At 71.9% G+C, this 22,725-nt stretch carries 24 protein-coding genes; 4 read left to right on the forward strand and 20 right to left on the reverse strand.

The window, feature by feature from the left end; all coding sequences use genetic code 11:
• Nucleotides 1-8 precede the first annotated feature (8 nt).
• Nucleotides 9-575 (forward strand): SMI1/KNR4 family protein, encoded by a 567-nt coding sequence (locus ACF1G2_RS19285; RefSeq protein ID WP_391799421.1) that lies wholly within the window; start codon nt 9-11, stop codon nt 573-575.
• 298 nt (nt 576-873) lie between these two features.
• On the opposite strand, the gene ACF1G2_RS19290 is transcribed toward ACF1G2_RS19285, so the two are convergent.
• Both ACF1G2_RS19290 and ACF1G2_RS19295 read right to left on the reverse strand, forming a co-directional pair.
• The gene (locus ACF1G2_RS19290; RefSeq protein ID WP_391799462.1) at nt 874-1,371 is read right to left on the reverse strand and encodes a pyridoxamine 5'-phosphate oxidase family protein; all 498 of its coding nucleotides are present in this window, start codon (nt 1,369-1,371) and stop codon (nt 874-876) included.
• Nucleotides 1,372-1,483: 112 nt separating this feature from the next.
• The gene (locus ACF1G2_RS19295; RefSeq protein ID WP_391799422.1) at nt 1,484-2,047 is read right to left on the reverse strand and encodes a DUF7010 family protein; all 564 of its coding nucleotides are present in this window, start codon (nt 2,045-2,047) and stop codon (nt 1,484-1,486) included.
• A gap of 359 nt (nt 2,048-2,406) precedes the next feature.
• On the opposite strand from ACF1G2_RS19295, the gene ACF1G2_RS19300 reads away from it, so the two are divergent.
• Entirely contained in the window at nt 2,407-2,658 is a 252-nt protein-coding gene (locus ACF1G2_RS19300) for a DUF6400 family protein (protein WP_391799423.1), read from the forward strand.
• Nucleotides 2,642-2,869 carry a hypothetical protein gene (locus ACF1G2_RS19305; RefSeq protein ID WP_352191267.1) on the forward strand — a complete coding sequence of 76 codons (228 nt, stop codon included), beginning with the start codon at nt 2,642-2,644 and terminating at the stop codon, nt 2,867-2,869. The genes ACF1G2_RS19300 and ACF1G2_RS19305 overlap by 17 nt, the downstream gene beginning before the upstream one ends.
• Before the next feature lie 3 nt (nt 2,870-2,872).
• On the opposite strand, the gene hypE is transcribed toward ACF1G2_RS19305, so the two are convergent.
• From hypE to ACF1G2_RS19395, 18 genes are all read right to left on the reverse strand, one after another.
• Complete coding sequence (gene hypE / locus ACF1G2_RS19310) at nt 2,873-3,946, reverse strand: hydrogenase expression/formation protein HypE (RefSeq protein ID WP_391799463.1); 1,074 nt, start codon at nt 3,944-3,946, stop codon at nt 2,873-2,875.
• A gap of 4 nt (nt 3,947-3,950) precedes the next feature.
• Nucleotides 3,951-5,108: a hydrogenase formation protein HypD gene (gene hypD, locus ACF1G2_RS19315; protein ID WP_391799424.1), complete on the reverse strand. Its 1,158-nt coding sequence runs from the start codon at nt 5,106-5,108 to the stop codon at nt 3,951-3,953.
• Nucleotides 5,105-5,428 (reverse strand): HypC/HybG/HupF family hydrogenase formation chaperone, encoded by a 324-nt coding sequence (locus ACF1G2_RS19320; protein WP_391799425.1) that lies wholly within the window; start codon nt 5,426-5,428, stop codon nt 5,105-5,107. The genes hypD and ACF1G2_RS19320 overlap by 4 nt, the downstream gene beginning before the upstream one ends.
• Before the next feature lie 10 nt (nt 5,429-5,438).
• Nucleotides 5,439-7,925, reverse strand: a complete 2,487-nt coding sequence (hypF, locus tag ACF1G2_RS19325) for a carbamoyltransferase HypF (RefSeq protein WP_391799426.1) — start codon at nt 7,923-7,925, stop codon at nt 5,439-5,441.
• Nucleotides 7,922-8,617 carry a hydrogenase nickel incorporation protein HypB gene (gene hypB / locus ACF1G2_RS19330; protein ID WP_391799427.1) on the reverse strand — a complete coding sequence of 232 codons (696 nt, stop codon included), beginning with the start codon at nt 8,615-8,617 and terminating at the stop codon, nt 7,922-7,924. The genes hypF and hypB overlap by 4 nt, the downstream gene beginning before the upstream one ends.
• Nucleotides 8,618-8,619: 2 nt before the next feature.
• Entirely contained in the window at nt 8,620-9,015 is a 396-nt protein-coding gene (locus ACF1G2_RS19335) for a hydrogenase maturation nickel metallochaperone HypA (RefSeq protein WP_391799428.1), read from the reverse strand.
• A gap of 156 nt (nt 9,016-9,171) precedes the next feature.
• On the reverse strand, nt 9,172-9,312 hold the full coding sequence (locus ACF1G2_RS19340; protein ID WP_391799429.1) for a DUF6893 family small protein: 141 nt from the start codon (nt 9,310-9,312) through the stop codon (nt 9,172-9,174).
• Nucleotides 9,309-9,851, reverse strand: coding sequence for a hydrogenase maturation protease (locus ACF1G2_RS19345; RefSeq protein ID WP_391799430.1), 543 nt, complete (start codon nt 9,849-9,851; stop codon nt 9,309-9,311). Before ACF1G2_RS19345 ends, ACF1G2_RS19340 begins: the two co-directional genes overlap by 4 nt.
• Complete coding sequence (locus ACF1G2_RS19350; protein ID WP_391799431.1) at nt 9,848-11,245, reverse strand: hypothetical protein; 1,398 nt, start codon at nt 11,243-11,245, stop codon at nt 9,848-9,850. The genes ACF1G2_RS19345 and ACF1G2_RS19350 overlap by 4 nt, the downstream gene beginning before the upstream one ends.
• Nucleotides 11,242-11,880 (reverse strand): DUF6084 family protein, encoded by a 639-nt coding sequence (locus ACF1G2_RS19355; protein ID WP_391799432.1) that lies wholly within the window; start codon nt 11,878-11,880, stop codon nt 11,242-11,244. Before ACF1G2_RS19355 ends, ACF1G2_RS19350 begins: the two co-directional genes overlap by 4 nt.
• Entirely contained in the window at nt 11,877-12,491 is a 615-nt protein-coding gene (locus ACF1G2_RS19360) for a DUF5947 family protein (RefSeq protein ID WP_391799464.1), read from the reverse strand. The genes ACF1G2_RS19355 and ACF1G2_RS19360 overlap by 4 nt, the downstream gene beginning before the upstream one ends.
• A 38-nt stretch (nt 12,492-12,529) precedes the next feature.
• Nucleotides 12,530-13,141 (reverse strand): hypothetical protein, encoded by a 612-nt coding sequence (locus tag ACF1G2_RS19365; RefSeq protein ID WP_391799433.1) that lies wholly within the window; start codon nt 13,139-13,141, stop codon nt 12,530-12,532.
• The gene (locus ACF1G2_RS19370) at nt 13,138-14,922 is read right to left on the reverse strand and encodes a nickel-dependent hydrogenase large subunit (RefSeq protein ID WP_352191255.1); all 1,785 of its coding nucleotides are present in this window, start codon (nt 14,920-14,922) and stop codon (nt 13,138-13,140) included. Before ACF1G2_RS19370 ends, ACF1G2_RS19365 begins: the two co-directional genes overlap by 4 nt.
• A 122-nt stretch (nt 14,923-15,044) precedes the next feature.
• Entirely contained in the window at nt 15,045-16,127 is a 1,083-nt protein-coding gene (locus tag ACF1G2_RS19375) for a hydrogenase expression protein HypE (RefSeq protein WP_391799434.1), read from the reverse strand.
• Between the two features lie 57 nt (nt 16,128-16,184).
• Complete coding sequence (locus ACF1G2_RS19380) at nt 16,185-17,885, reverse strand: hydrogenase maturation protein (protein WP_391799435.1); 1,701 nt, start codon at nt 17,883-17,885, stop codon at nt 16,185-16,187.
• A 634-nt stretch (nt 17,886-18,519) separates the two neighbouring features.
• On the reverse strand, nt 18,520-19,353 hold the full coding sequence (locus tag ACF1G2_RS19385; protein WP_391799436.1) for a BTAD domain-containing putative transcriptional regulator: 834 nt from the start codon (nt 19,351-19,353) through the stop codon (nt 18,520-18,522).
• A 112-nt stretch (nt 19,354-19,465) separates the two neighbouring features.
• Nucleotides 19,466-20,626 carry an IS701 family transposase gene (locus ACF1G2_RS19390; protein WP_391799437.1) on the reverse strand — a complete coding sequence of 387 codons (1,161 nt, stop codon included), beginning with the start codon at nt 20,624-20,626 and terminating at the stop codon, nt 19,466-19,468.
• Between the two features lie 142 nt (nt 20,627-20,768).
• Nucleotides 20,769-21,449 (reverse strand): ScbR family autoregulator-binding transcription factor, encoded by a 681-nt coding sequence (locus ACF1G2_RS19395; RefSeq protein WP_391799438.1) that lies wholly within the window; start codon nt 21,447-21,449, stop codon nt 20,769-20,771.
• A 129-nt stretch (nt 21,450-21,578) separates the two neighbouring features.
• Here ACF1G2_RS19395 and ACF1G2_RS19400 point away from each other — a divergent pair, with 129 nt between their 5' ends.
• Nucleotides 21,579-22,508, forward strand: coding sequence for a ScbA/BarX family gamma-butyrolactone biosynthesis protein (locus tag ACF1G2_RS19400; protein WP_391799439.1), 930 nt, complete (start codon nt 21,579-21,581; stop codon nt 22,506-22,508).
• Nucleotides 22,509-22,725: the final 217 nt, after the last annotated feature.

The following is a 22,725-nucleotide window of genomic DNA, read 5'->3' on the forward strand; positions in this document are numbered from 1 at the left end:
AGTTCAGAGTGTCGATCGATGTACTGCTTTCGCTGATGCCTCCGCATGTCGGAGCTGGTTCGGTGATCGACTGGGACGCAACGGAGAAGGTGTGGGGATCTCCGTTTCCCACGGACTACAAGGAGTTCGTGAAGCACTACGGAGCCGGGTCCATCGAGAACTTCCTCGCGGTACTCCAGCCGTCCCCGGACGGCTCGGGCCGCATGGCTGACGAGACATCCGTGGCGCAGGAGCTATGGGAGGAGTTGGAGGGGATTCCGGACGTAGAGGCCGAGCCGGATCGGATTCTGGCCTGGGCGATGGACGGTACGGCGGATCTGCTCTGCTGGATGCGCACGGAGGACGATCCGGACGAATGGCCAGTCGTCGTGTACAGACGACTCGAGGACGCCTGGCAGCTGTACGAATGCGGAATGGTGGAATTCCTGACCCGTGTCTTCCGGGCCGAGTTCCCGCAGAACCCGCTTTCCTCAACGGCCATGTGGGGAGTCCCCACCCCGCTGTTCCTGACGCGCCGCGAGGCGACGCGGATCAGGGAGTCGGGCCGGGACCCCTGGGAGGGCGTCGTCGAGTAGCTGATGTCGGCAGCCGCTCGACTATGGGCTGCACCGCCTGATGCGGCGCTGGACGGAGGCCGTCGGGGTCAACCCGGCGGCCTCTGCCGCGCCCCGAGAGCGGACGTGCGCCAACTGCTGGTGAACGGCGTTCGGCGAACCACGCGTCGAACTCCTCGGTCCACGCCTGACACACCGCCTCGGGCGACGCCATCACCACGCGCTCGACCGTCAGAGCGTGCGGCGGGCGGTGAGGTCGGGCGGGGGCACCGGTGGGAGCCGGCGAAGCCGCCTCGCGCCAGGCGGGCGGACCGCGGTGTCAGGCGCGCCTGCGTTCCTCGCGCTGCCGCACCAGTTCCTCGACCGCGCTCGGCAGCGTCGTCTCGAAGTCGATCAGCTTCGCCCATGTCGGGGTCACCACGATCCGGACCATGCCGTCGTAGAGCGATCGGACCTCGGTCTCCCACTCCGCCCGCTGCTCGGGGGTCATCTCGTAGCTGCCGCTCGACCGGAAGAACTCGTCCGGGATGCCGTCGACCACGTCCAGCTCCGCCTCGCCGCGGAGCAGCAGGATCTTCGGCGGGTGGACCTCGGTGTCGATCGTCAGGGCGACCGAGGGCCTGCGGCGCAGGGCGGCGATCTTCGGGGCGTTCGTCGCCGTGCACATCACGACTTCCGTGCCGTTCCACGTGAAGCCGATCGGGACGACCCGGGGCGCGTCGTCCGTGCCCACGTATGCCAGCCGGGTCAGGTCGCGGGCCAGGAGCTCCTGGCTCAGCGGACGGTTCAGGACGTCGGCGATCTCGCTCGGCTGCACGGTCGGAGCCACCTTCCCTCGTTCGCCTCGACGGACTCGACGGCTACGCTGCCCTGCCGGTGGCCCGTACGACGCGAACACGGCCGCGGCTTGCGCCGAACGGGCCTGGGCGTCAGCCTCGCAGGGCCACGTGGAAGGACGAGGCCCACAGGACGACCGCCGCCCCCAGACCCACCACCGTGCGGATCGTCTCCGCCGTGGTTCCGGCCGCCAGGACCGCGAGCCCCACCAGCGCGACCGCCGTCAGGAAGATCGCGGTCCACTTGTACTGCCCCTGGTCGAAGAGCCGGGCCAGCGGGAAGAAGTGCAGGCCCACGACGAGGCAGATGCCGACGGGGATGAACTCCGGGTGACCCGAGGCGTTCGACGCGGCGATCGCTACGAAGATCGCCACCAGCTCGGCCATGTTGACCATGCCGACCCCCCGGTTCCACTTCTCCGGCAGCCGCACCGGTCTCGTCACGGGGCCCGCCGTGCCCCGGAACGCGAGCACGACCGCGCCGGCCGTCACGAGGGCGGCGACGACGCCGACCGCGACCGACACCGGTGCCGCCGTTATGCCCGAGCCGCCGGCGAGCGCCCAGACCAGGGCGAAGACAGCGAGGACGATCGCGCCCCGGCGGCGCAGTGTGCGGGTGAGGGCGAGGCATTCCGCGTCGGCGGTGTCCGTAGTCATGGCGCGGACACTACAACGATCTTGTGCCCGAATCGGCGGAATTCAGGTATCCGCGAGATGACCCGCAGGGCGGCCCGGAGGAGGCCCGCCACCATGACCCGGGGGGCCGGTTTCGCATGAGATGCGACACACCACCGGGATGCGGGGACATGCGCCGCCGCCACACCTCCGGGGTCGGCGCCCTCTGATCTGCGCCGTCAGGCGCCTCGTCAGCCGGATTCGGGGTACCGGTTCGCGCCTCCCGACCGCGTCTCACCGCGCGACCCGCCCCTTCCGCACCCCGTGACCCCTCTGATACACGTGGCAGAACCTGTCCGATTTTCGGATTTCCTCCGAGAGCGCCGTCGAAAGCACCTCCCATGAGCCACGACACCGATCCCGACCACGTCACCTTCACCATCGACCTCACCCTTGAGGAGGCCCGCCGCCGGGCCGAGGTCGTGGCGGCGCTGGGACCCGACTGGGACCCCGTGGCCGTGCTGCGGGAGGAGCAGGCCGCGTACGCCCTGCTCTACTCCGGTCTGGACGAGGAGCAGCAGCGGATCCACGCCATGCTCGTGTCGGAGGGTGTGCTGCCGGGAGAGGAGCCGGGTCGTGCGTCTTCCGATTGATCCCCACGCCGACCGGGCCCGCCGCGCCTGGGTCGCCTGCCCCGGATGCGACGACGCGCGCGACTGCGCGCCCTGTGGCGAGCGCCGCAACTGCTCGGAGCACTGGCGCTACCTGATCTCCAACAAGGGGCCTCGGGTCCATCTGCAGTGCCCGAACTGCACCCACACATGGACCCTCGACACCTCGCGCCACCGCCGCGCCCGCGGCTGACCTTCAGCAGATCCGCGGCAGCTGCTCCCCGAGCGGCATGTCCACCACACGCGTACCACCGAGGCCGGTACGGGCGACGACCATGCCGGGATGCGCCTCGACGGCCTCCCCGATCACGGCCGCCCCTGCGCCCAGCGGGTGCGCGCGCATGGCGGCGAGTACGGCGTCGGCGTGCTCGCGCGGGACGAAGGCCACCAGCTTGCCCTCGTTCGCCACGTACATCGGATCGAGGCCGAGCACCGCGCACGCGCTCGCCACGGGGTCCGGGACGGGGACGTCCCGCTCCCGTACGACGACTCCGGTGCCCGACGCGGCCGCGATCTCGTTGAGCGAGGCGGCGAGCCCCCCGCGCGTGGGGTCACGCAGCACGTGCAGGTCCGGGGTGACCGCGAGCATCGCCTCCACCAGGCCGCCGAGCGCGGCGCAGTCGCTCTCGATCTCGACCCCGAACTCCAGGCCCTCGCGTACGCTCATGATCGCCACGCCGTGCACGCCGATCGGGCCGCTGACGATCACCACGTCGCCGGGTACGACGCGCTGCGGGCGGAGATCGACCCCGGCAGGGATGAGACCCAGGCCGGAGGTGTTGATGTAGATGCCGTCGCCGTGGCCGGCCTCGACCACCTTGGTGTCCCCGGTGACCACCTCCACGCCCGCCGTGCGCGCCGCCGCGCCGAGCGCCTGGGCGACGCGGGTCACGACGTCGGTCTCCACGCCCTCCTCCAGGATGAACCCGCAGGACAGGTAGGCCGCGCGGGCGCCGCTCATGGCGAGGTCGTTCACCGTGCCGTTGACGGCCAGGTCGCCGATGCTGCCGCCGGGGAAGAACAGCGGACGCACGACGAAGGAGTCGGTGGAGAACGCCAGCCGGGCGCCGCCGAGTTCGACGGTCGCGGCGTCGGTGGTGACCGAGAGCGCGGGTCCGCCGAAGGCGGGCGCGAAGATCTGCTCGACCAGTTCGGCGGAGAGGGCGCCTCCCCCGCCGTGGCCCATCACCACACGCGGCTGGTCCCGCAGCGGGGCCGGACACGTCCAGGCGAGCAGGTCGGGCGCCTGGCCCGGAGCGGTGTCGCGCATCAGCTCAGACAACGGAACTTCCCTCCAGAGCGGCGGTGGACTTCTGTGCCGGAGACTTCTGTGCCGGGGTGCCGAGGTCGAGCCGTCGGTAGAGGTAGTACGCGGCGCACGCCCCCTCGCTGGAGACCATCGTGGCGCCCAGCGGGGAGCGCGGGGTGCAGGTCGTACCGAACGCCTCGCACTCGTGGGGCTTGAGCAGCCCCTGAAGCACCTCGCCGCTCCGGCACTCGGCCGGTTCGCGCGTGGTGATCCCCTCGACGGAGAACCGGTGCTCGGCGTCGTACGCCCGGTACCGTTCCGACAGCTTCCAGCCGCTGTCCGGGATGACCCCGATCCCGCGCCACGCGCGGTCCGTGACCTCGAAGACGTCGTCCAGCATCGCCCGCGCGGCCGGGTTGCCCTCCGCGAGCACCGCCCGCGGATAGGCGTTCTCGACGGTGTGCTCCCCGCGCTCCAGCTGGCGGACGGTGCGCCGTACGCCTTCGAGGATGTCCAGCGGCTCGAAGCCGGTCACGACGATCGGCACCCGGTGGCGTTCGGCGAGTTCGGGGTACTCGGCCGTGCCCATCACGCTGCACACGTGCCCCGCCGCGAGGAAGCCCTGGACGCGGCAGTCGGGGGAGTTCATGATCGCCTCGATCGCCGGGGGCACCCGGACGTGGGAGACGAGCAGGCTGAAGTTCCGGATGCCCAGCTTGCGCGCCTGATGGACCGTCATCGCGTTGGGCGGAGCCGTCGTCTCGAACCCGATGCCGAAGAAGACCACTTCGCGGTCCGGGTTCTGCTCGGCGATCCGCAGCGCGTCGAGCGGCGAGTAGACGACCCGGACGTCACCGCCCTGCCCGCGGACCTGGAACAGGTCGCGGTCGGTGCCGGGCACCCGCAGCATGTCCCCGAACGAGCAGAAGATCACGCCCGGCCGGGACGCGATCTCCAGCGCCTTGTCGATCACCTCGAGCGGCGTCACGCACACCGGACAGCCCGGACCATGAATCAACTCCACCTCCGGAGGGAGCAGTTGGTCGATCCCGTGCCGGATGATGGTGTGGGTCTGACCACCGCAGACCTCCATCAGCGCCCAGGGCCGCGTCACCGTCGCGCGGATCTCGTCGAGCAGCCTCCTGGCCAGCTCGGGGTCCTGGAACTCGTCGATGTACTTCACCGCCGCACCTCTCCGGCCACGCCCTCGTGCGCCGGCCGCTCGTCGTCTACCGTCGTTCCGGCGGCCGACTCCCACGGGTCGCCGAACTCCTCCTGGAGCATGCCGAGCGTCTCGAACAGCTCCAGCGTCCTCCTGGCCGACTCCTCGTCCAGACGCTGCAGGGCGAACCCCACGTGGACGATCGCGTACTCACCGGGCTGCAGGTCCGGCAGGTACTCCAGGCACACCTCCTTGACCACGCCGCCGAAGTCGACCGTGGCCATCCGGGTGCCGTCCCGGTCCTCTACGTCCAGCACTTTTCCGGGTACCGCCAGGCACATGGGTGTCTCCTCACTGTCGCTCTCGTCGTGGCGTGCCGGGGACGGCCGCAGGTCGGTCCGTGACGCCCGCGCCCCCCGAGTCGTCCATGGCGTCCGCGTCCGCCGCGTGGTCCGTGGTGCGGGCGGCCACGACGAGCTGGCCGAGGGCCAGCCCGCCGTCGTTCGGCGGGATCCGGCGGTGGCGCAGCACGGTGAAGCCGTCCTCCCGCAGTCCCCGGGCACAGGCGGAGGAGAGCACCACGTTGGCGAACACTCCCCCGGTCAGGGCGACCGTCTCCACTCCGGTCTCGCTCCGCGCGGCGGCGCAGACCGTACGGACCCAGCGCGCCACGGCATGGTGGAACCGCGCCGCGACCACGGCGGCGGGGGTGCCGCCGAGCACGTCCGCGACCACCGCCGCCAGCAGGGGCGCGGGGTCGGCGGCGAGCGGTTCACCGGGCCGCCGGGGGCCCGACCGGAAGACGTAGCGCCCGTCCTCCGCGGCGGCGGTCTCGCGCAGGGCCGCGGCTTCCAGCTCGATCGCGGCCTGGGCCTCGTAGCCGGCGTGGTGGCAGATTCCCGCGAGGGAGGAGACGGCGTCGAAGAGGCGCCCCATGCTGGACGTGGGCACGCAGTTCAGCCCGCGCGTCAACTGCCGGATGAGTACGGAAAGCTCTCCGGGCGGACAGGCTCGGGTGCACGGCAGCCCCGGGTCGGCGGCCAAACCCGCGGCCAGCAGATGGGCCAGGGCCATCCGGTAGGGCCGACGTACGGCCGCGTCTCCACCGGGGAGCGGAACGTAGGCCAGGTGCGCGAAGCGTGAGAACCCGGCGTAGTCCGCCACGAGGAACTCGCCGCCCCACACCGCGCCGTCCAGGCCGTAGCCCGTGCCGTCGAAGGCCACGCCGATGACCGGTCGCGTACCGTCGAGGCCGTTCTCGGCCATCGCCGCCGCGACGTGCGCGTGGTGGTGCTGCACGGGTACGACGGGGCGTCCGGCGGCCTGGCCGCGCGCCCAGCGAGCGGACCGGTACGCGGGGTGGCGGTCGGCGGCGATTCGGCCGGGGCGTACGCCCGTGATGGACTCCAACTGCCGCTCGGCGGAGGCGAGGGCGAGCTGCGTCGCGAGGTCGTCCATGTCGCCGATGTGGGCGGAGAGCCATGCCTGACGTCCCTCGCCGAGACAGAACGCGTTCTTCAGGTCCCCTCCCACGGCGAGCGCGGGAGCGACATCGACAGGCAGGGTCACGGGCAGCGGGGCGTACCCCCGCGACCGCCGCAGTGTCAGCGGTTCGCCGTCGCAGACGCGGACGACGGAGTCGTCGCAGGGCACGTGGATGGCGCGGTCGTGCAGCAGCCAGGCGTCGGCCAGGCCGGCGAGTCGGGTGAGCGCCTCGTCGTCGTCGGTGACGATGGGTTCGCCCGAGAGGTTGCCGCTGGTCATGACCAGCAGCCGCGGTCGCTCCCCGTCCGCTGCGCCCAGGCCGAGGAGCAGGTGGTGGACGGGGGTGTACGGGAGCATGAAGCCGAGGTCCGGGCTGCCGGGTGCCACCGCCTCCGCCGGTGCGGCCCCGTGGCGCGGCCGTGCGTCCTCGCGGCGCCGCAGAAGGACGACGGGCCGCACGCTCCCGGTGAGGAGGTCGCGTTCGAGCGGACCGAGGTGGACGAGGGGCTCGATGTCGGCGAGGTCGGCCGCCATCATCGCGAACGGTTTGTCACCGCGCGCCTTGCGGCGGCGTAGTTCGGCCACGGCGTCTGGGTTGGTGGCGTCGCAGGCGAGGTGGTAGCCGCCGAGACCCTTGACGGCCAGGATCGCGCCCGCCGCGAGCATCCGACGCGCGTCGGCGACGGGGCCGGAGCCGACCTCGGCGACGGGGCCGGAGCCGGTACGGGACCCGGCTCCACCGGGCGTGACCAGTCGCAGTCGGGGGCCGCAGGCCGGGCAGGCGACGGGTTGGGCGTGGAAGCGGCGGTCCGCCGGGTCCGCGTACTCACGGGCGCAGTCCCGGCACATCGGGAAGCCGGCCATGGTGGTGTGGACCCGGTCGTAGGGCATGCCCGTGACGATGGTGAACCGGGGCCCGCAGTGGGTGCACGTGATGAACGGGTGGAGGTACCGCCGGTCGGCCGGGTCCGCGAGCTCCGTGAGGCAGTCGGCGCAGGTGGCGGTGTCCGGCGGGACGAGCGTGCGGACGGCGCCGCCCTGGCGGGAGGGGACGATCGTGAAGCCGCTGCCACCGCTCGCGGCCACCTCCACCGTCTCCACGGACTCCACCCGGGCCAGCGGCGGAGCGTCCGGCGCGATGCGGGCGCAGAAGGCCGCCACGTCCGCCGGGTCGCCCTCGACCTCGGCGACGACGCCGTCGGCCGTGTTGGTGACGTGGCCGGAAAGGCGCAGCCCGGTGGCGAGGGCGTAGACGAAGGGCCGGAACCCGACTCCCTGCACGACGCCGCGGACGACCACCCGGCTGCGCCGTGGGGCCGTGTCGGGTGCGGTTCCGGGCCGTGCCGTGGTCACGCGCCGGCCTGGGCCATCACCGGGGTGTGGACGCGGTTCCCCTCGGCCGCCGCGAGCGCGCGGTCCAGCAGGGCGCCGGCGCCCCGGCCGTCGCGCACGGAGCTGAGGACGACCTCGACACCGGGGTTGACCTGCTCCACGTTCCGGCGGAAGGCGGCCTCGTCGAACTCCGCGGCGTCGGCCATGTCCGTCTTCGTGACGATCACCAGCTGCGCGAGGCCGAACGCCGTCGGGTACTTCAGGGGCTTGTCCTCCCCCTCGGTGACCGAGGCGAGGACGACCCGGAGGGTCTCGCCCAGGTCGTAGCCGGCGGGGCAGACGAGGTTGCCGACGTTCTCGACGAACAGCAGCCGGGTGGTCTCGGGCAGCCAGTCGTGCAGGTGCCGGGCGACCATGTCGGCCTCCAGATGGCAGAGGCCGTCGGTGAGCACCTGCTTGACCGGAGCTCCCGACCGGGCCAGCCGCCGGGCGTCGTTCTCGGTCGCCAGGTCCGCGGTGAGCGCGGCGGCGCTGACGCCTCGTTCGCCGGCGAGGCGCAGTTCGCGCTCCAGCAGGGCGGTCTTACCGCTGCCGGGGCTGGAGAGCAGGTTGACGACGGCGGTGCCGCGGGCGGTGAGTTCGGTGCGCAGGATCTGTGCCGCGGCCTCGTTCTTGGCGAGGACGGCGCGCTGGAGATCGACGGCTCGGCACATGCTCAGCTCTCCTCGGTGATCGGTTGGGGGCGTCGTTCGCCGGCCGTCCCGGGGTCGGCCCAGCGGACTTCCCTGATCCGGAGTTCGCGGCCGGAGACGAGTTCGTCGGCCGCGGCACCACAGCCGGGGCAGAGCAGTTGTGGCGGCATGCCGACCGGCCAGTCCTCGGCGCACGGTGCGCAGCGCGCCGTGCCCGGGACGGTACGGGTGATCAGCTCGGCGCCCTCCACGACGGTTCCGGCGCAGGCGAGTTCGAAGCAGAAGGCGAGGGCCTCGCCGACGACACCCGCCAGCTCGCCCACGTCCAGTCGGATGCTGCTGACACCGACGGCGCCGCGCGACCGCGCCGCCGCCTCGACCTGGTCGACGACGGCGACCGCCACGGACATCTCGTGCATCGGTCTCCGTCCTGGACGCGGGGGTGTCTCTCGGGCGCCATTAGAGGACGGGCGGGCGGCGGGGTCGGCCCGGCGCGCCGGGATCGTACGGCGGTGTCGTCCGTTCGGTGCAGCCGCGGTCAGTCACCGGCCCGCCGCCGGTGCAGGGTTCCGGTGTCACATCCTGCTGATGCGCAGGTAGCGCCGGAGGTCGGGAAGGACTACCACCACGACGGCCACGGCGGCCAGGGCGGCGGTGACTGCGGCGGCGGTGCCGACGACGTTCTTGGACATGGCGTACTCCGTTTCGGTGTTCATACGACGGCTTCCTGGCGGACCAGCTCGGTCACCATGCGCACCGCCTCGGGCACCGCGGCGGCGACCTGCGGGGTGAGCCCGATGCCTTCGTCGAGGGCGGCGGGTTCGCAGCCGACGACGAAGATCCGGCGCGGCGGTGCGGCTCCGGTTCCCGCGCACAGGGTGTCGAGCAGGGCGAGGACGGCGTCGGGCGTCATCCGGTGGCCGTCGAGCGGTGCGGGCTCCTGGGCGGAGGTCCGCCCGGCGGCGTCCGAGGCGTCGATCAGGTACAGCGTCCCCGGTGCGCCGCCGCGGGCGGTGACGTCGACGAGGACGAGGGTGTCCCAGCCGTCGAGGAGCTGGTACGCGAGGTGGACACCGCGGACGCCGACGTCGGCCACCTCGACGTGCGGGGGAAGTTCCTCCCGGGTGAGCCGTCGGACGGTCTCGACCCCGAAGCCGTCGTCGCCGAGGAAGATGTTGCCGACCCCGGCCACGAGCGTGCGAGCCGCCGGGGCGGCGGGGGTGCCGGCGGCGCCCGGCCCGGGCTGCCCGTTCACGCGTCCTCCAGCACGTCGACCTCGTCGGGCTGGAAGTAGAGGAACCGGCCCTGTTCGCGGCGGATGTCGGCGCCCGGGTCGTCCTCGACGGTCACGGCGATGTGCACCCCGCCGTCGACGTCGTGCAGGACGGCCTCGACCAGGGCGCTGCGCCCGTCGAGGAACAGGTCCTGGGCGTCGCTGCGGCGCAGTCCCGGGCGCAGGACGACCCTGCTGCCCGCACGGACGGCGCGTCCGTCGACGAGGACGTGGTCGCGTCCCGGATCGACGCCGGTGTCGCCGCCGGGGTCCCACCAGGGGGTGTCAGGGCGCAGGACGTCGACGTCCGGTTCCTTGGGTCCGGTGACGCTTTGGAGGCTGCGTACCGCTCCGTGGAGGCGTTCGAGCACCTCGGGCGGCATGGTGTCCGCCAGCTCGATCACGGCCGCGGCGCGGGCGTCCGTCCCCCGGGCCTCGCGCTTCTCCTCGTCGGTGAGGGCGGCGGTGCGCAGGGCGAGGATCTCGTCGATCTCGGTGGCGTCGTAGAGGGCTCCGGGGCTTTCGGGCGCGATGGCGGGGTGGTCCTCGAGGATGATCGGCGAGGAGAGCATCAGGTCGTCGCGTCCTGGTTCGCCGGCCAGAACGGGCCAGGTGTGGAGGTTGCGGCAGGCCGCGACGGCGCCCTTCGCCCACTCCGGCGGGTCGGTCATCGAGAGGAACGAACCGCCGTCGAGGCGGAGCAGCGTGTGGGTGGCGACCAGCGAGTACGGCAGCGCCGCGTGGCGGTCCGCGGCCGGCTCCGCGGTCCAGGTACTGGTGTTCTCCACCGTGACCGAGAGCCGCTGGACGCGGTACGGGCCGTCGAGTTCGGTCGCCGAGATCCGCAGCGTGCCGCTGATCTCCTCGCGTCGGCGTACCAGCCGCCCGAGGACGCGTCCGTCGGCGTCGGTGACGTCCTCGGTCTCCTCTGCGGCGGGGCGGGTGAACGGCAGGGTGGTGCCGTCGCCCGCCAGGTCGCCGACGGGGACGACGAGGGCGACCCGTTCCTCGACGCCTTCGTCCCAGGCCACCAGGACGCGGTCGGCCAGCCGGAGTTCGGCGGTGGGGGCGAACGTCCCGTCCGCGCGGAGCTCCTCGACGGTGCGGCGCTGGGCGCGCAGGAAGCGGACCTCCACGGCGAGTTCGGCGCCGGTCCTGGGCTCGATGAGGCACTCGGTGTGCTGGAAGTCGTGCTCCTCGGCGGCCGCGCTCCAGGACGGCGGCACGAGGACCCCGAACTGCCAGCGGAGGCGGTTCTTCGCGGCGGACGCGCGGTACGGGTAGAGCACGTACCCCTCGAAGAGGACGGCGTCGGCGACGTGCCGGGCGACGGCGAACCGCGCCTCGGTGCCGGGGGTGAAGGCGACGGTGGTCATCGTGTCCTCTCCCCCGCCGCTTCGAGCAGGGTCTCGACGGTGGCCTGCCAGGAGGGGAGGGCGTTCCTCGACCGGTAGGCGAGCAGGGCGTCCATGGTGTCGGCGGGGAGCCGGAGCCAGCCGCAGCCGGGGAAGTGCTGGTCGATCATCTCCCGCCAGACCTTCACGGGCATCCGGTGGGAGATCTCCTTGTCCCAGGGCACGGGTTCGACGTGGAAGCCGCCGGCGCCGGTGAACGCGGTGCCGGAGAACAGCAGGAGCAGCGGCACGTCGCCACCGGAGAGCGCGCGGAAGTAGCGGGACGCGGCGATGTCGGTGTCGTAGGTGCACGGCACGACGAGGTCGGTCTCGATCTCGTCGGTGAAGCCGGGCACCATGACGGAGACCTGGGCGAACTGGACCGGGTTGAGGCTGCTGCCCCAGCGGGAGCGTTCGCCGAACAGGTCGCCGAGCGCCTCGGCCTCGGCGTCGTCGTAGCCGCGCCGGGCGGGTTCGATGCGGATCTGGCAGCGCAGCGCGAGGGCGTGGACGCGGGTCCCGCCGGAGGCGGTGATGCGCAGCCGGAACACGAGGGTCGGACCCGCCGCGTAGGGGTCGGCGCGGACGTCGGTACAGCTGAAGGAGAACTCGGTCACGTCCGGCTCCCCTGCGGCTCGCGGGCCCGGCCGCGCACGTGGGTGAAGAGGGCGTCGAGGTCGGCGCGCGCCTCCGCGCCGCCGTCGAAGCCCTGCCAGAGCAGTCGCATGCGGCCCACCAGTTCGTAGCAGAGGTCGATGGGCACGAGGAAGCACTCCGTGCGGCCCTCGTGGCGGCGCAGCAGCAGGGCCTCCACGTCGGGTTCGAGGAGGGCGGCGAGCCGGGTGGCGTCGAGGACGGAGCGCCAGGACGTCTCCTCCAGCTCGCTCTCGGTGGCGCCCGCGGGGCTCGGGTAGAGCGCCACGGGCCGGTCGAGCGCGGAGTTGCGGAAGACGAACGCCACCGAGACCGGGATCCGCAGCGACTCCCACGCCTGGTCGTCGATCCGGTGCTCCGGATCGACGAGGAAGCGGCCGGGGACGGCCCGGAAACGGCCCTGGGAGCCGCCCGAGCCGTCCATGAGCTGCGCACACGGGCCGCAGGCGCATGCCAGGGCCCGCTTGTCGATGTCCACCAGGTGCCGGTGACGTTCGTCGGTGAGCCGCGCCCCGCACAGTTCGCAGCGCTCCTCGCGCGGCGGCCGTGGGGCGGTGAACCTGTGCAGGCCCATGGGGCGCGGCGCCCGCACGGCGCCCTTCGGCGGCCCGTTCACAGGGCCGCCGTGGAGCGGCCGTCCGCGCCCGCGAGGGACGGACGCGTGCCGATCTGGAGCAGGGCCGGCTCACGTGGAGCGGCGGGCTCCAGCTCGACGTCGGTCACCTCGGGGGCGAAGCACGCGAGGGCGTCCACGGCCGCCTGCCGTACGGACTCCTGTGTGCTGGGACAGCCGCAGCCGGAGGACGCGGAGCCGGAGGACGCCGCGGTGACGCGCAGCCGCAACAGCCCTCGTTCCGCGTCGAATCCGGCGTTCTCCACGGGCTGCGGCAGAGTGGACAGGGCGCGCCCGATCCGGGTCTGCGTGTCCTCGGGGTGCAGTCCGTGCAGGGTGAGCAGGCTCGCCACGAGTTCGTCCCCGAGCAGCGGGTCCAGCGGGCCGGCGGGCTGCGGGCCCGCCGGGGCGGCCGACGGGCCGGCGGAGGGACGGGCGGCCGGGCGGCCGAGGAGGTCCACGACGCGGGCGAGGCCGCTCCCGTAGAACTCCATGAGCACGCGTACGACTTCCTCGGCGGCCGCGCAGGCCTCCGCGTCCCCGTTCTCCGCGAGCCGGTCCAGCACCTCCTCGACCCGTCGGCCCGCCTGTTCGGCGGTGGTCGCGCTCATCCGGCGAGACCGCTCAGGCCGGTGGGCACGTGCATCGACTTCACGGTCCTGCCGTTGCCCGTGTACATGTGGACGCCGCACGGCAGACAGGGGTCGAAGCTGCGCACGGCACGCATGATGTCGATGCCCTTGAAGTTCTCCGGGGTGTTCTCCTCGAAGATCGGCGTGTTCTGCACGGCGTCCTCGTACGGGCCGGGCGTCCCGAAGGTGTCCCGGGTGGAGGCGTTCCACGGGGTGGGCGGGTACGGGTGGTAGTTGGCGATCTTGCCGTCGCGGATGACCATGTGGTGCGAGAGGACACCGCGGACGGCCTCGGTGAAGCCGACGCCGATGGACTCGTCGGGGACCTCGAACTTCTCCCAGGTCTGGGTGCGTCCGGCGCGGACCTCCTCCAGGCCCTTCTCGGCGCAGTGCAGGGCGACGGCCGCCGCGTAGGCCTGGAAGTACGTCCGGGCGCGGTTGCGCTCCAGGGCGTTGCTCCACTGCGGGATCTTCCACTCGAAGGTGGTCTCCGGCTTGGTCATCGTGCGGGGCAGGTTGATGACGACGCTGTGTCCGGTCGCCTTGACGTAGCCGATGTCGACGAGGCCGGACAGGGCCGTGGACCACAGGCGGGCGATGGGTCCGCCGCCGGTGTCCAGGGCCAGGTGGTCCTTGCCGTCGAACCAGCGGGGGGACATGACCCAGCTGTACTTGTCGTCGAAGTTGCGCTTCTGCGGCGCCGGGATGGTGTGCTGGTTCCACGGGTGGCGCGGGTCGACCGGGTTGCCGAGCGGGTCGTGGGTGACGAACTGCTCCTGCCCCTGCCAGTCCTCGTAGTACGAGCTGCCGAGCAGGATGCGGATGCCGAGGTTGATCTCGGTGAGGTCGTTGGTCACCAGTTTGCCGTCGACGACGACGCCCGGGGTGACGAACATCTTCCGTCCCCAGTCGGTCATGTTGGCGTAGGTGAAGTCGCAGTGCTCGGGGTCGTTGAGCGCGCCCCAGCATCCGAGCAGGACGCGGCGGCGGCCGACCTCCTCGTAGCCGGGCAGCGCCTCGTAGAAGAAGTCGAAGAGGTCGTCGTGGAGCGGGACGACGCGCTTCATGAACTCCACGTACCGCATGAGCCGGCTCATGTAGTCGGTGAAGAGCTGGACCGACGCGACGGTGCCGACGCCTCCGGGGTAGAGCGTGGAGGGGTGGACGTGGCGTCCCTCCATCAGGCAGAACATCTCCCGGGTGTAGCGGCTGACCTGCAGCGCCTCCCGGTAGAACTCGCCTTCGAGGGGGTTGAGCGACCGCATGATGTCGGCGATCGTGCGGTAGCCGTGCTCGGCGGCGTGCGGGGCTTCGGTGCGCTCGGCCAGCTCCAGGACCCCGGGGTTGGTCTCGCGGACCATCTTCTCGCAGTAGTCGACCCCGACCAGGTTCTCCTGGAAGATGTTGTGGTCGAACATGTACTCCGCGGACTCGCCGAGGTTGATGATCCACTCGCCGAGGTGCGGCGGCTTCACTCCGTACGCCATGTTCTGCGCGTACACGGAGCAGGTGGCGTGGTTGTCACCGCAGATGCCGCAGATGCGGCTGGTGATGAAGTGCGCGTCGCGGGGGTCCTTGCCCCGCATGAAGACGCTGTAGCCGCGGAAGACGGAGGACGTGCTGTAGCACTCCGCGACGCGCTTCTGCTTGAAATCGATCTTGGTGTGGATGCCGAGACTGCCCACGATCCGGGTGATGGGATCCCAGGCCATCTCCACCAGTCCGGAGCCGTCACCCGTCGTCTTCGCCGGAGGTGCCATGGTCGTTGCGGTGCCCTTCGTGAGCTCTTCGACTTCGCGAACAGTGCGGTTGGTTGGGGTCTAGCGGGGTGTAGCGGGTGTAGCGAGGGTCTGGCGGAGTGTGCGCCGCGGTGACATGACCGTCACCAGGGCGGCCGGTAACCGGTGGTGACCCGCTCGCCGGTGTGCCGCCACTTCGGCTCCTTGTCCACGGTCCTGGCCGTGATGGTGCGCAGGCGGCGGATGACGGAGCCGTACACGCCGCTGGCGGAGACGGAGACCCTGGCGCCGGGAGGCTCGTCCATGAACGGCATGAACTTGTCCGGGAAGCCGGGCATCGTGCAGGCGATGCAGATGCCGCCGACGTTCGGACAGCCGCCGACGCCGTTCATCCAGCCGCGCTTGGGGACGTTGCACTTGACGACCGGCCCCCAGCAGCCGAGCTTCACCAGGCACTTGGGCGAGTCGTACGTCGACGCGAACTGGCCCTGCTCGTAGTAGCCGGCCCGGTCGCATCCCTCGTGCACGGTCGCGCCGAACAGCCAGGTGGGACGGAGCTTGTCGTCCAGCGGGATCATGGGCGCGGAGCCGACGGCCTGGTAGAGCAGGTACGTCAGCGTCTCGGCGAAGTTGTCCGGCTGGATGGGGCAGCCGGGCACGCACACGATCGGGATGCCGGCGTGGGACTTCCAGTCCCATCCCAGGTAGTCCGGCACGCCCATCGCTCCGGTCGGGTTCCCCGCCATGGCGTGGATGCCGCCGTACGTGGCGCAGGTGCCGATCGCGACGACCGCGAGGGCCTTGGGAGCGAGCCGGTCGATCCACTCGCTCGTGGTGATGGGCTGGCCGGTCTCCGGGTCGTCGCCGAAGCCGCACCAGTACCCCTCCTGCTTGATGGCCTCGTTCGGGATCGAGCCCTCGACGACCAGCACGAACGGGTCGATCTCGCCCCGTTCACCCTTGAAGAACCACTCGATGAACGTGTCGGCGCCGCCCACCGGGCCGCACTCGAAGTCGATCAGCGGCCAGTGGACCGCGATCCTGGGCAGTCCCGGCAGCCCGGCGAGAGCGATCTCCTCGATGCTGGGCTGCATGGCTGCGGTCAGAGCCACGGAGTCGCCGTCGCAGCTCAGACCCGCGTTGATCCAGAGGATGTGGATCGGCTTCTCTTCGCTGCCGGGGGCGGCGCCCCGGTCCTCGACCGGTGCCGGCGTTGCTGCGCTCATGGGTCGCGCCTCCTGAGGAGGGATGGGCAAAGGCCACATTTCGGGCCTGGGTCTTGCTTAACAGTCAACCGGTCCGGCCGCGCCCGCATCTGGGCCGTCGGGGGAAAGCGCACCGTTCGCCTCCTTTCGGACGAAGGCCCGGCGCAGTCGGTGGTAGGCCGCGGCGGGGTCGTCGAAGATCCGCCGCATCCGGGCGAGCTCCTGCTCGCGGTACGCGGCAAGGGGAGCGACGGCTTCGCGGCGCTCGTGCTCGGCCTTCTTCGCGGCGATGCGTGGCTGGACGCCACCGCGGGACGCCAGCTGGAGGGCCGATCGGGTGATCTCGTCGGCGAAGTCCGCGGGTCCGCAGTCGACGACCCGGTCGACCAGTCCCATGACGAGCGAGGCGGCCGCGGAGACGGGGCGGGCCTCCTCGGTGAGCCTCGCCGCGAGGGCCGCGCCCACCTTGCGGGGCAGGCTGTACGTCCAGTACTCCGAGCCGTACAGGCCCATGCGCCGGTAGTGCGGGTTGAGCACCGAACCCGAGCGGCACCAGACCTCGTCGGCGGCGAGCGCGAGCATCACCCCGCCGGCGGCGGCGTTGCCGCCGATCGCGCTGACGACGAGCCGGTCGGTGGTGGTGAGGACCGCCTCGACCAGGTCGTTCATGGCGTTGATGTTGGCCCAGGACTCGGCGGCCGGGTCGGCCGCGGCCTCGATGACGTTGAGGTGGATGCCGTTGGAGAAGAAGTCGCGCCCGCCGCCGAGCACGAGCACCGAGGTGGGGCGTGTCCGGGCGGCCTGGTAGGCGTCGAGCAGGCGGCGGCAGTGGTCGGTGCTCATCGCGCCGCCGGGGAAGGCGAAGGAGAGGACTCCGACCGGCCCCTCCTCCCGGTACCGGATGTCGGACCAGGTCCGTCCGCCGGGTGGCAGGTCCACGGGCACCGGCAGTTCGGGGAGCTCCGGCAGCCGGCCGGCGAGGGCCAGCGTGGCGGGGAGCTTGCAGGCACGGGGGCGGCCGGGTCCGGTACGGGCGCGGAGTTCGGGGATCCACACCGCGCCGTCCGCGGTGGCACGGCAGACGGCGCCCGCCCGGGTGGCGAGCAGCTCACCGGGGCGGCCGCGCAGGCCGTCCTCCGGGTGGCCGCCGTGCAGGAACCACTCGGCGCCGAGCAGGTGGTCGCGGACTCCCGGCTGGGAGTCGGCGGCGCGCAGGATGCGCAGGACGGTCTCCGTGCCGTCCTCGCTCCAGGAGATCGCGCGCTGTTCCTGGCGGAGCGCGGGGCGGGCGTGGACCGCGCCGGTCTGCGGCTGCGGCGCGGCCCCGGCGGCGACCCGCTCGACGGCGAGGAGCACGGCGGTCACGGCGGCGTCGGAGAGCTCGTTGCGGTACAGGTCGCTCTTGCCGACGTCCGGGACGCGGAAGGGTGCGGACGCCCAGACGTCGCCGGCGTCCATCTCCTCCTCGGCCTGGAGGACGGTGACGCCCCACTCGGCGACGCCCTCCTGGACGGCCCGGTCCAGCGAAGACGGTCCCCGGTCACCGACCGGCCCCGGATGCACGATCAGACAACGGTGCGCGGTCCACACGTCCCTGGGCACGGCGGCCTTCAGCATGGGGGCGACGACCAGGTCCGGAGCGTGGCGCGCGACGGCGTCGCGAATGGCGGACCCGTCGGGCGTCACCTCCACGGGAACGGTGTGCCCGCGGTCGCGCAGCTCCACCAGAACGCGCTGGGTGAGGCTGTTGAAGCCGGCGGCGATGAGCAGAATGCGCATGGCGTCCCTTCCGGGTTGCGGTGGACGGCACGGCCCGGGGGCACGGGGCGACCGACCGCCAGCGATCATCGGGCACCGGGGGTGGCGGCGGCGGCCGACGGTGCCCGCACCTCACCCGTACGAGCGGCGCGTCCGACCGATTGGCGGGGCGGGCGCGCCACGGACGCGACCGTGGCGGGCGTCGCGGCGGCACCGGTTGACCTTGACGCGACGGCAGGGTCTGTACTGAGGGCATCGATCGCGCACCGGCCGATCTCCCGAGCGAAGGGCCTGTCCGTGCACACGCCCCTGGAGAAGAACATGGCGCTGACGCACGCCGTCGACAAGACGGTGGGGAACGGTCCGACCGGTCGGACCGGGTGATGGGATCCGCCGCGCTGTGGTTGCTCCGGTACGTGCGGACAGGGGCACCCGGACCGGGAGTCGGCCCGCCGGAGCCCGCGCGGCGACCGCGCGCGACCATCGTGGTGAGGGGCGGCCGGCCGGTGGGTCCGGTGCACGGAGGCGGAGTCAGGTGACGGACGGCGAGACATGCTCGGGCCTCACGCGTCCCGCGTGAGGCCCGAGCACCCTGCCTTGTGCGGGAGCCCGCCGGGTCCAGGGCCGACCTGGGCGGCGTGGACGGGGGTGGGCGTCAGCTGGCGACCGCCGAGCCGCGCAGGGGGGCGGTCGAGCGGGCGGCGAGGGCCTTGCCGGGCCTCAGGGGGACGGCTGTGCGGGCGGTCGTGTGGAGGATCTCGGCCTGAAGGCGCTGGAGTTCCTCGGACGGTTCCAGGCCGAGTTCGCTTCTGAGGATGTGATAGAGGCTCTGATAGGCCTGCAGGGCCTCTCCTCGGCGGCCCGCGCGGTGCAGGGCCGCGATGAGCTGACCGTGGAACCACTCGTGCAGGGGGTGGTCGTTGACGAGGGCGCGCAGTTCGGGGAGGAACTCGCGGGAGCGGCCGAGGCGGGTCTCGGTCTCGACGCGGAGCTCCAGGGCCCGGATGCGGAGTTCCTGCAGGTGGGCGATGCGTCCTGTGAGCACTCCCTTGACGGGGACGTTGCTCAGCACGGGGCCGCGCCACAGCTGTTGGGCCCGTGTGAGGTGATCGGCGGCCCGTTCGGGAGAGCCCTGGGCGAGATCCCACTGGGCCCGCCGGACGAACTGCTCGAACACCAGGGCGTCGACCTCGTCGTCGTTGATGTCGAGCCGGTAGCCGGGCGCCTGGGTCACCAGCAGTTCGGCCGTGGGCGACAGGATGTCCTCCAGCATCTTGCGTGCGTGGTAGACGTGGGTCTGCAGGGTCCTGATCGCGTTGTTCGGCGCCTCTTCGCCCCACAGTTCCCTGATGAGCGTGTCCGTGGCGACGGCCTCGCGCGGCTGGAGGGCGAGCACGGCGAGCATCTGACAGATCTTCGGTGCCCGGGGAGCGCACGACTGTCCGTCATCGGTCACGATCTCGAAGGGGCCGATGAGGTTGAACTGCACTGTGCACGCTCCCGTTCCGGCGCTTCCGCCGCCTGTGTCGGTGCTGCTGGTGTGTTGCTGTCGACACTAGGGAGCGGAGGGGCGGGCGTCCTCATGAGTAACCACGAGAATGTCATATTACCGGACGGTAGTCCGGTGAATCCGGCCCGCGCGATCCGCCGACGCCGTGCGTGTGCGTGGCGAGGACGTGATGGGCGACCGACGCCAGCGTGACGTGCCGGTGCCAGCCGGGGAACGAGCGCCCGGCGAAGTCGGTGACACCCACCCGCGCCGAGACGGCGGTGAAGTCGCGTGCCACGACGGCGGGCAGCCGGGTCAGCCGCAGCAGTGACGACAGATCCGGCGCATCGGCGTTGGTCAGCCACAGGCTCGGGTCCCCCGGCCCGTTGCGCCATTCCCCCACCAGCAGCATGCCCCGCCTGAGCGCTTCCGGGTGCGTGACGGGGATGGCCGCCGCCGTCGTGGGCCCGTCCCCGGGATTCACCTGCCGCCGCAGTCGGGGCAGGGTGGCCGCGAGCTCCGCCGCGGTCCGGTCGCGGTCGCCGAACCGGGGCAGCTTGGCCCGGTTCAGCCGGAGCAGGGCACCGGCGGGCACGCGTACGAGGAAGCGGGTGCCGCGCGACGCGAGCCGGCCCGCCAGCGCCGGTCCGTCGATCTCCTCGGCATCGACGACGACGGGGCCGCTCAGGACCCCTTCGACCCCTTCGACACCGGCGACGGCCTCGCGAACGCACTGCTCAAGGGTCCCGGAGGTGGCGTCCACGGGTATGTTCGCGCGCTCCCGGAGCGGGTCCTCCAGCCAGCGGCCGGAGAGCCGCAGCCGCCAGTCGACGGGCACGGCGTACCGGTTCGCGGCCATCCAGACCCCCACCGCCTGCTGGCCGTAGAGGTTGGGTCCCTGTGGGTCGGCACCGATCGAATGGGGTCCGGCCTTCGGGATCACCGTGGGCCTGACGACCCACGCCTCGGGGGCCAGGGTGTGCTGGACATGCCTGGCCAGAGCGTGGCGTACCGGCACCCAGTCCCAGGGGGAGGCGCTGATGAAGTGATGCACGTTCTGCTGTGCGGCGTTCCCGTCGAACTGCGCGGCGATGTTGCGCAGGGTCTTGCGGCCGGGCTGGTCGAGTAGACCCCGTACATACCGCTCGGCCTTGCGACGCTGCTCGGCGCGCGGCATCGAGCCGAACAGGCGGCGACCCAGCTCGGCGTCGAGAACAGGACGCGGCAGGGCGTTCCCCGCCGCGTCGACAGGTGGCGAGATGTGCCTGTTCAAGATTCCCCCGTGATGTGACGATCCGGACGTGGCCCCCCTGGCGGCCGGATGCCGCTCATTAAACAGGTCAGACGTCCGTTTTCTATGGAACACGACCCCTGCGACCGTGAGTCGAGACGGCCGGAAGGACCCGCCTCCTCGGTCAGGCGGGTTGACCGGCTCCCTGCCCCGACACCGGAACCGGGACAGGACGGACGGAGTCGACGGCGGCAAGCAGCCGCTCGGCGCGATAGGGCGAGGTGTCCAGCTTCGCCAGCACACCGGGACTCGCGATGTTGGGAAGCACCAGCGCGAACAGCGCCGAGATCTCCTCGGAGAGGTCGGCGTCCGGCAGCGCCTCGGTCACCAACTGCACGCCGGTCCAAGCGCCGACGAACAGCCGCGCCGTCTCGCCCGGGTTGACGTGGGGCAGCAACTCCCCCCGCGCCTGCGCCTCTTGGAGTACATCACGGCTGACCACGATCCAGTCGGGCCACCGGGTCCCGAAGAGGCTGCGGGCCTTGGGGTCCACGGACAGCCGGACCGAAGCGCTCAACAGGGGTTCCCTGGGCAGGCGGTAGGCGAGCAGGAGCGCCAGGTCCACCCACTCCTGCAGCTTGAACTGCTGCGGCGTGGCGCCTTCCGTGGTGACCGCCTCGTCCAGCACGGCACGCGCCAGCTCCTCCTTCGACGTGAAGTGGAAGTACAGCCCGCCACGGGTGAGTTGGATCCGCTCGATGAGCCCACCGATGGTGGTGGCGTCGTACCCCAGCTCGTTGAACATCTCCGCAGCCGCCACAAGGATCGCTCTGCGGGTGCGGATCGCTCGTTCCTGTCTCGCCACCAGTTGCCTCCATGGCACTCTCTTTGCCAGTGCTTGAACTCACATTGACCAAACCAAAAAAACCGAACGGAGGACCGGTACTTTACAACCACAACATCACGACAGCGTTCTCAAGTCCAAGGGGGGGCCTTGCCCGCAGTCTCTGTTGCCCGTTGCCCGTCACGCAGTCCGCGCCCCGCACCGTCGTCCGCCACCGACCTTTCGGCGCTCCTGGGCGGTTACACCCACCTCAGGATCCGCGAATCCATCCTCGTGACCAGCTGGGAACGCACCGGCGAGCACACCTCGACACTCCGCGTCCGCTGGCCCTTATCCTCTGCCGGGCGGCCGTACGATCCACGCGTCCTCAACCAGACGATCAGGCAGAGCGGGCTGGTCGTCGCGCATGCCGAGTACGACGTCCCTCTCGATCACCAGACCCTGCTGCGCTTCCTCGACATCACCGTCGCCGATCCCTTCCCGATACCGGACGGGCAACCCGCTCACCTGGATGTCGACGTGACGGTGGCGCGTGCCAAAGGGGGGCGGCAGGCCCGCAGTTCGCTGCACATGGACTTCCGCATCCGCCACGAGGGCACCACCGTCGCCCGGGCGGAGTCGGAGTTCGGCTGGATATCCCCGCAGGTCTACCGCCGCGTCAGAGGAGAGCACCTCACGGTCGACTGGGGGGCGTGGCCGCTGCCCGAGCCGGTGGATCCGGCGCGTGTGGGGCGCGAGGACGTCACCGACGTGCTGCTCTCGCCCACCGAGGAGCCGTACCTCTGGCACCTGCGCAACGACGTGTCCAACACGGTGCTCTTCGACCACCCCGTCGACCACGTGCCGGGCCTGACGCTGATGGAGGCGGCCGACCAGGCGGCGCACGCGGTGCTGGGGCCCGAGACCTTCCGGCCCACGGAGGTGTCCACCAGCTACGTCCGGTACGTGGAGTTCGACCGGCCGTGTCTGGTCGAGGCGGCGCTGCTTCCCGCCGAGCCCGGCCGCTTCGCCGTCTCGGTGACCGGAACGCAGGACGGTGCGCGCGCGTTCTCCGCGGTCTTCCGCGGGGCGGGCAGATGAGCTGACCGTCTTCGGCGACGCGGCCGCCACGGCCGTGCGCCGGCTGTCCGCCCCTCGTGCGTGGGGGGGGGGGGGGGGGGGCCCCCCCCCCCCCCCCCCCCCCCCCCCCCCCCCCGGGGGCCCCCCCCCCCCCCCCCCCCCCCCCCCCCCCCGGCCCGCCCCCGCCGGTCGAGCACCGGACAGCGTCCTTCCGCACGCCCCCTTCCGCACGCCCCCG

Origin of the sequence: Streptomyces sp. NPDC013457 (assembly GCF_043089925.1) — a bacterium.
In the GTDB taxonomy this organism is placed as follows: Bacteria; Actinomycetota; Actinomycetes; order Streptomycetales; family Streptomycetaceae; genus Streptomyces.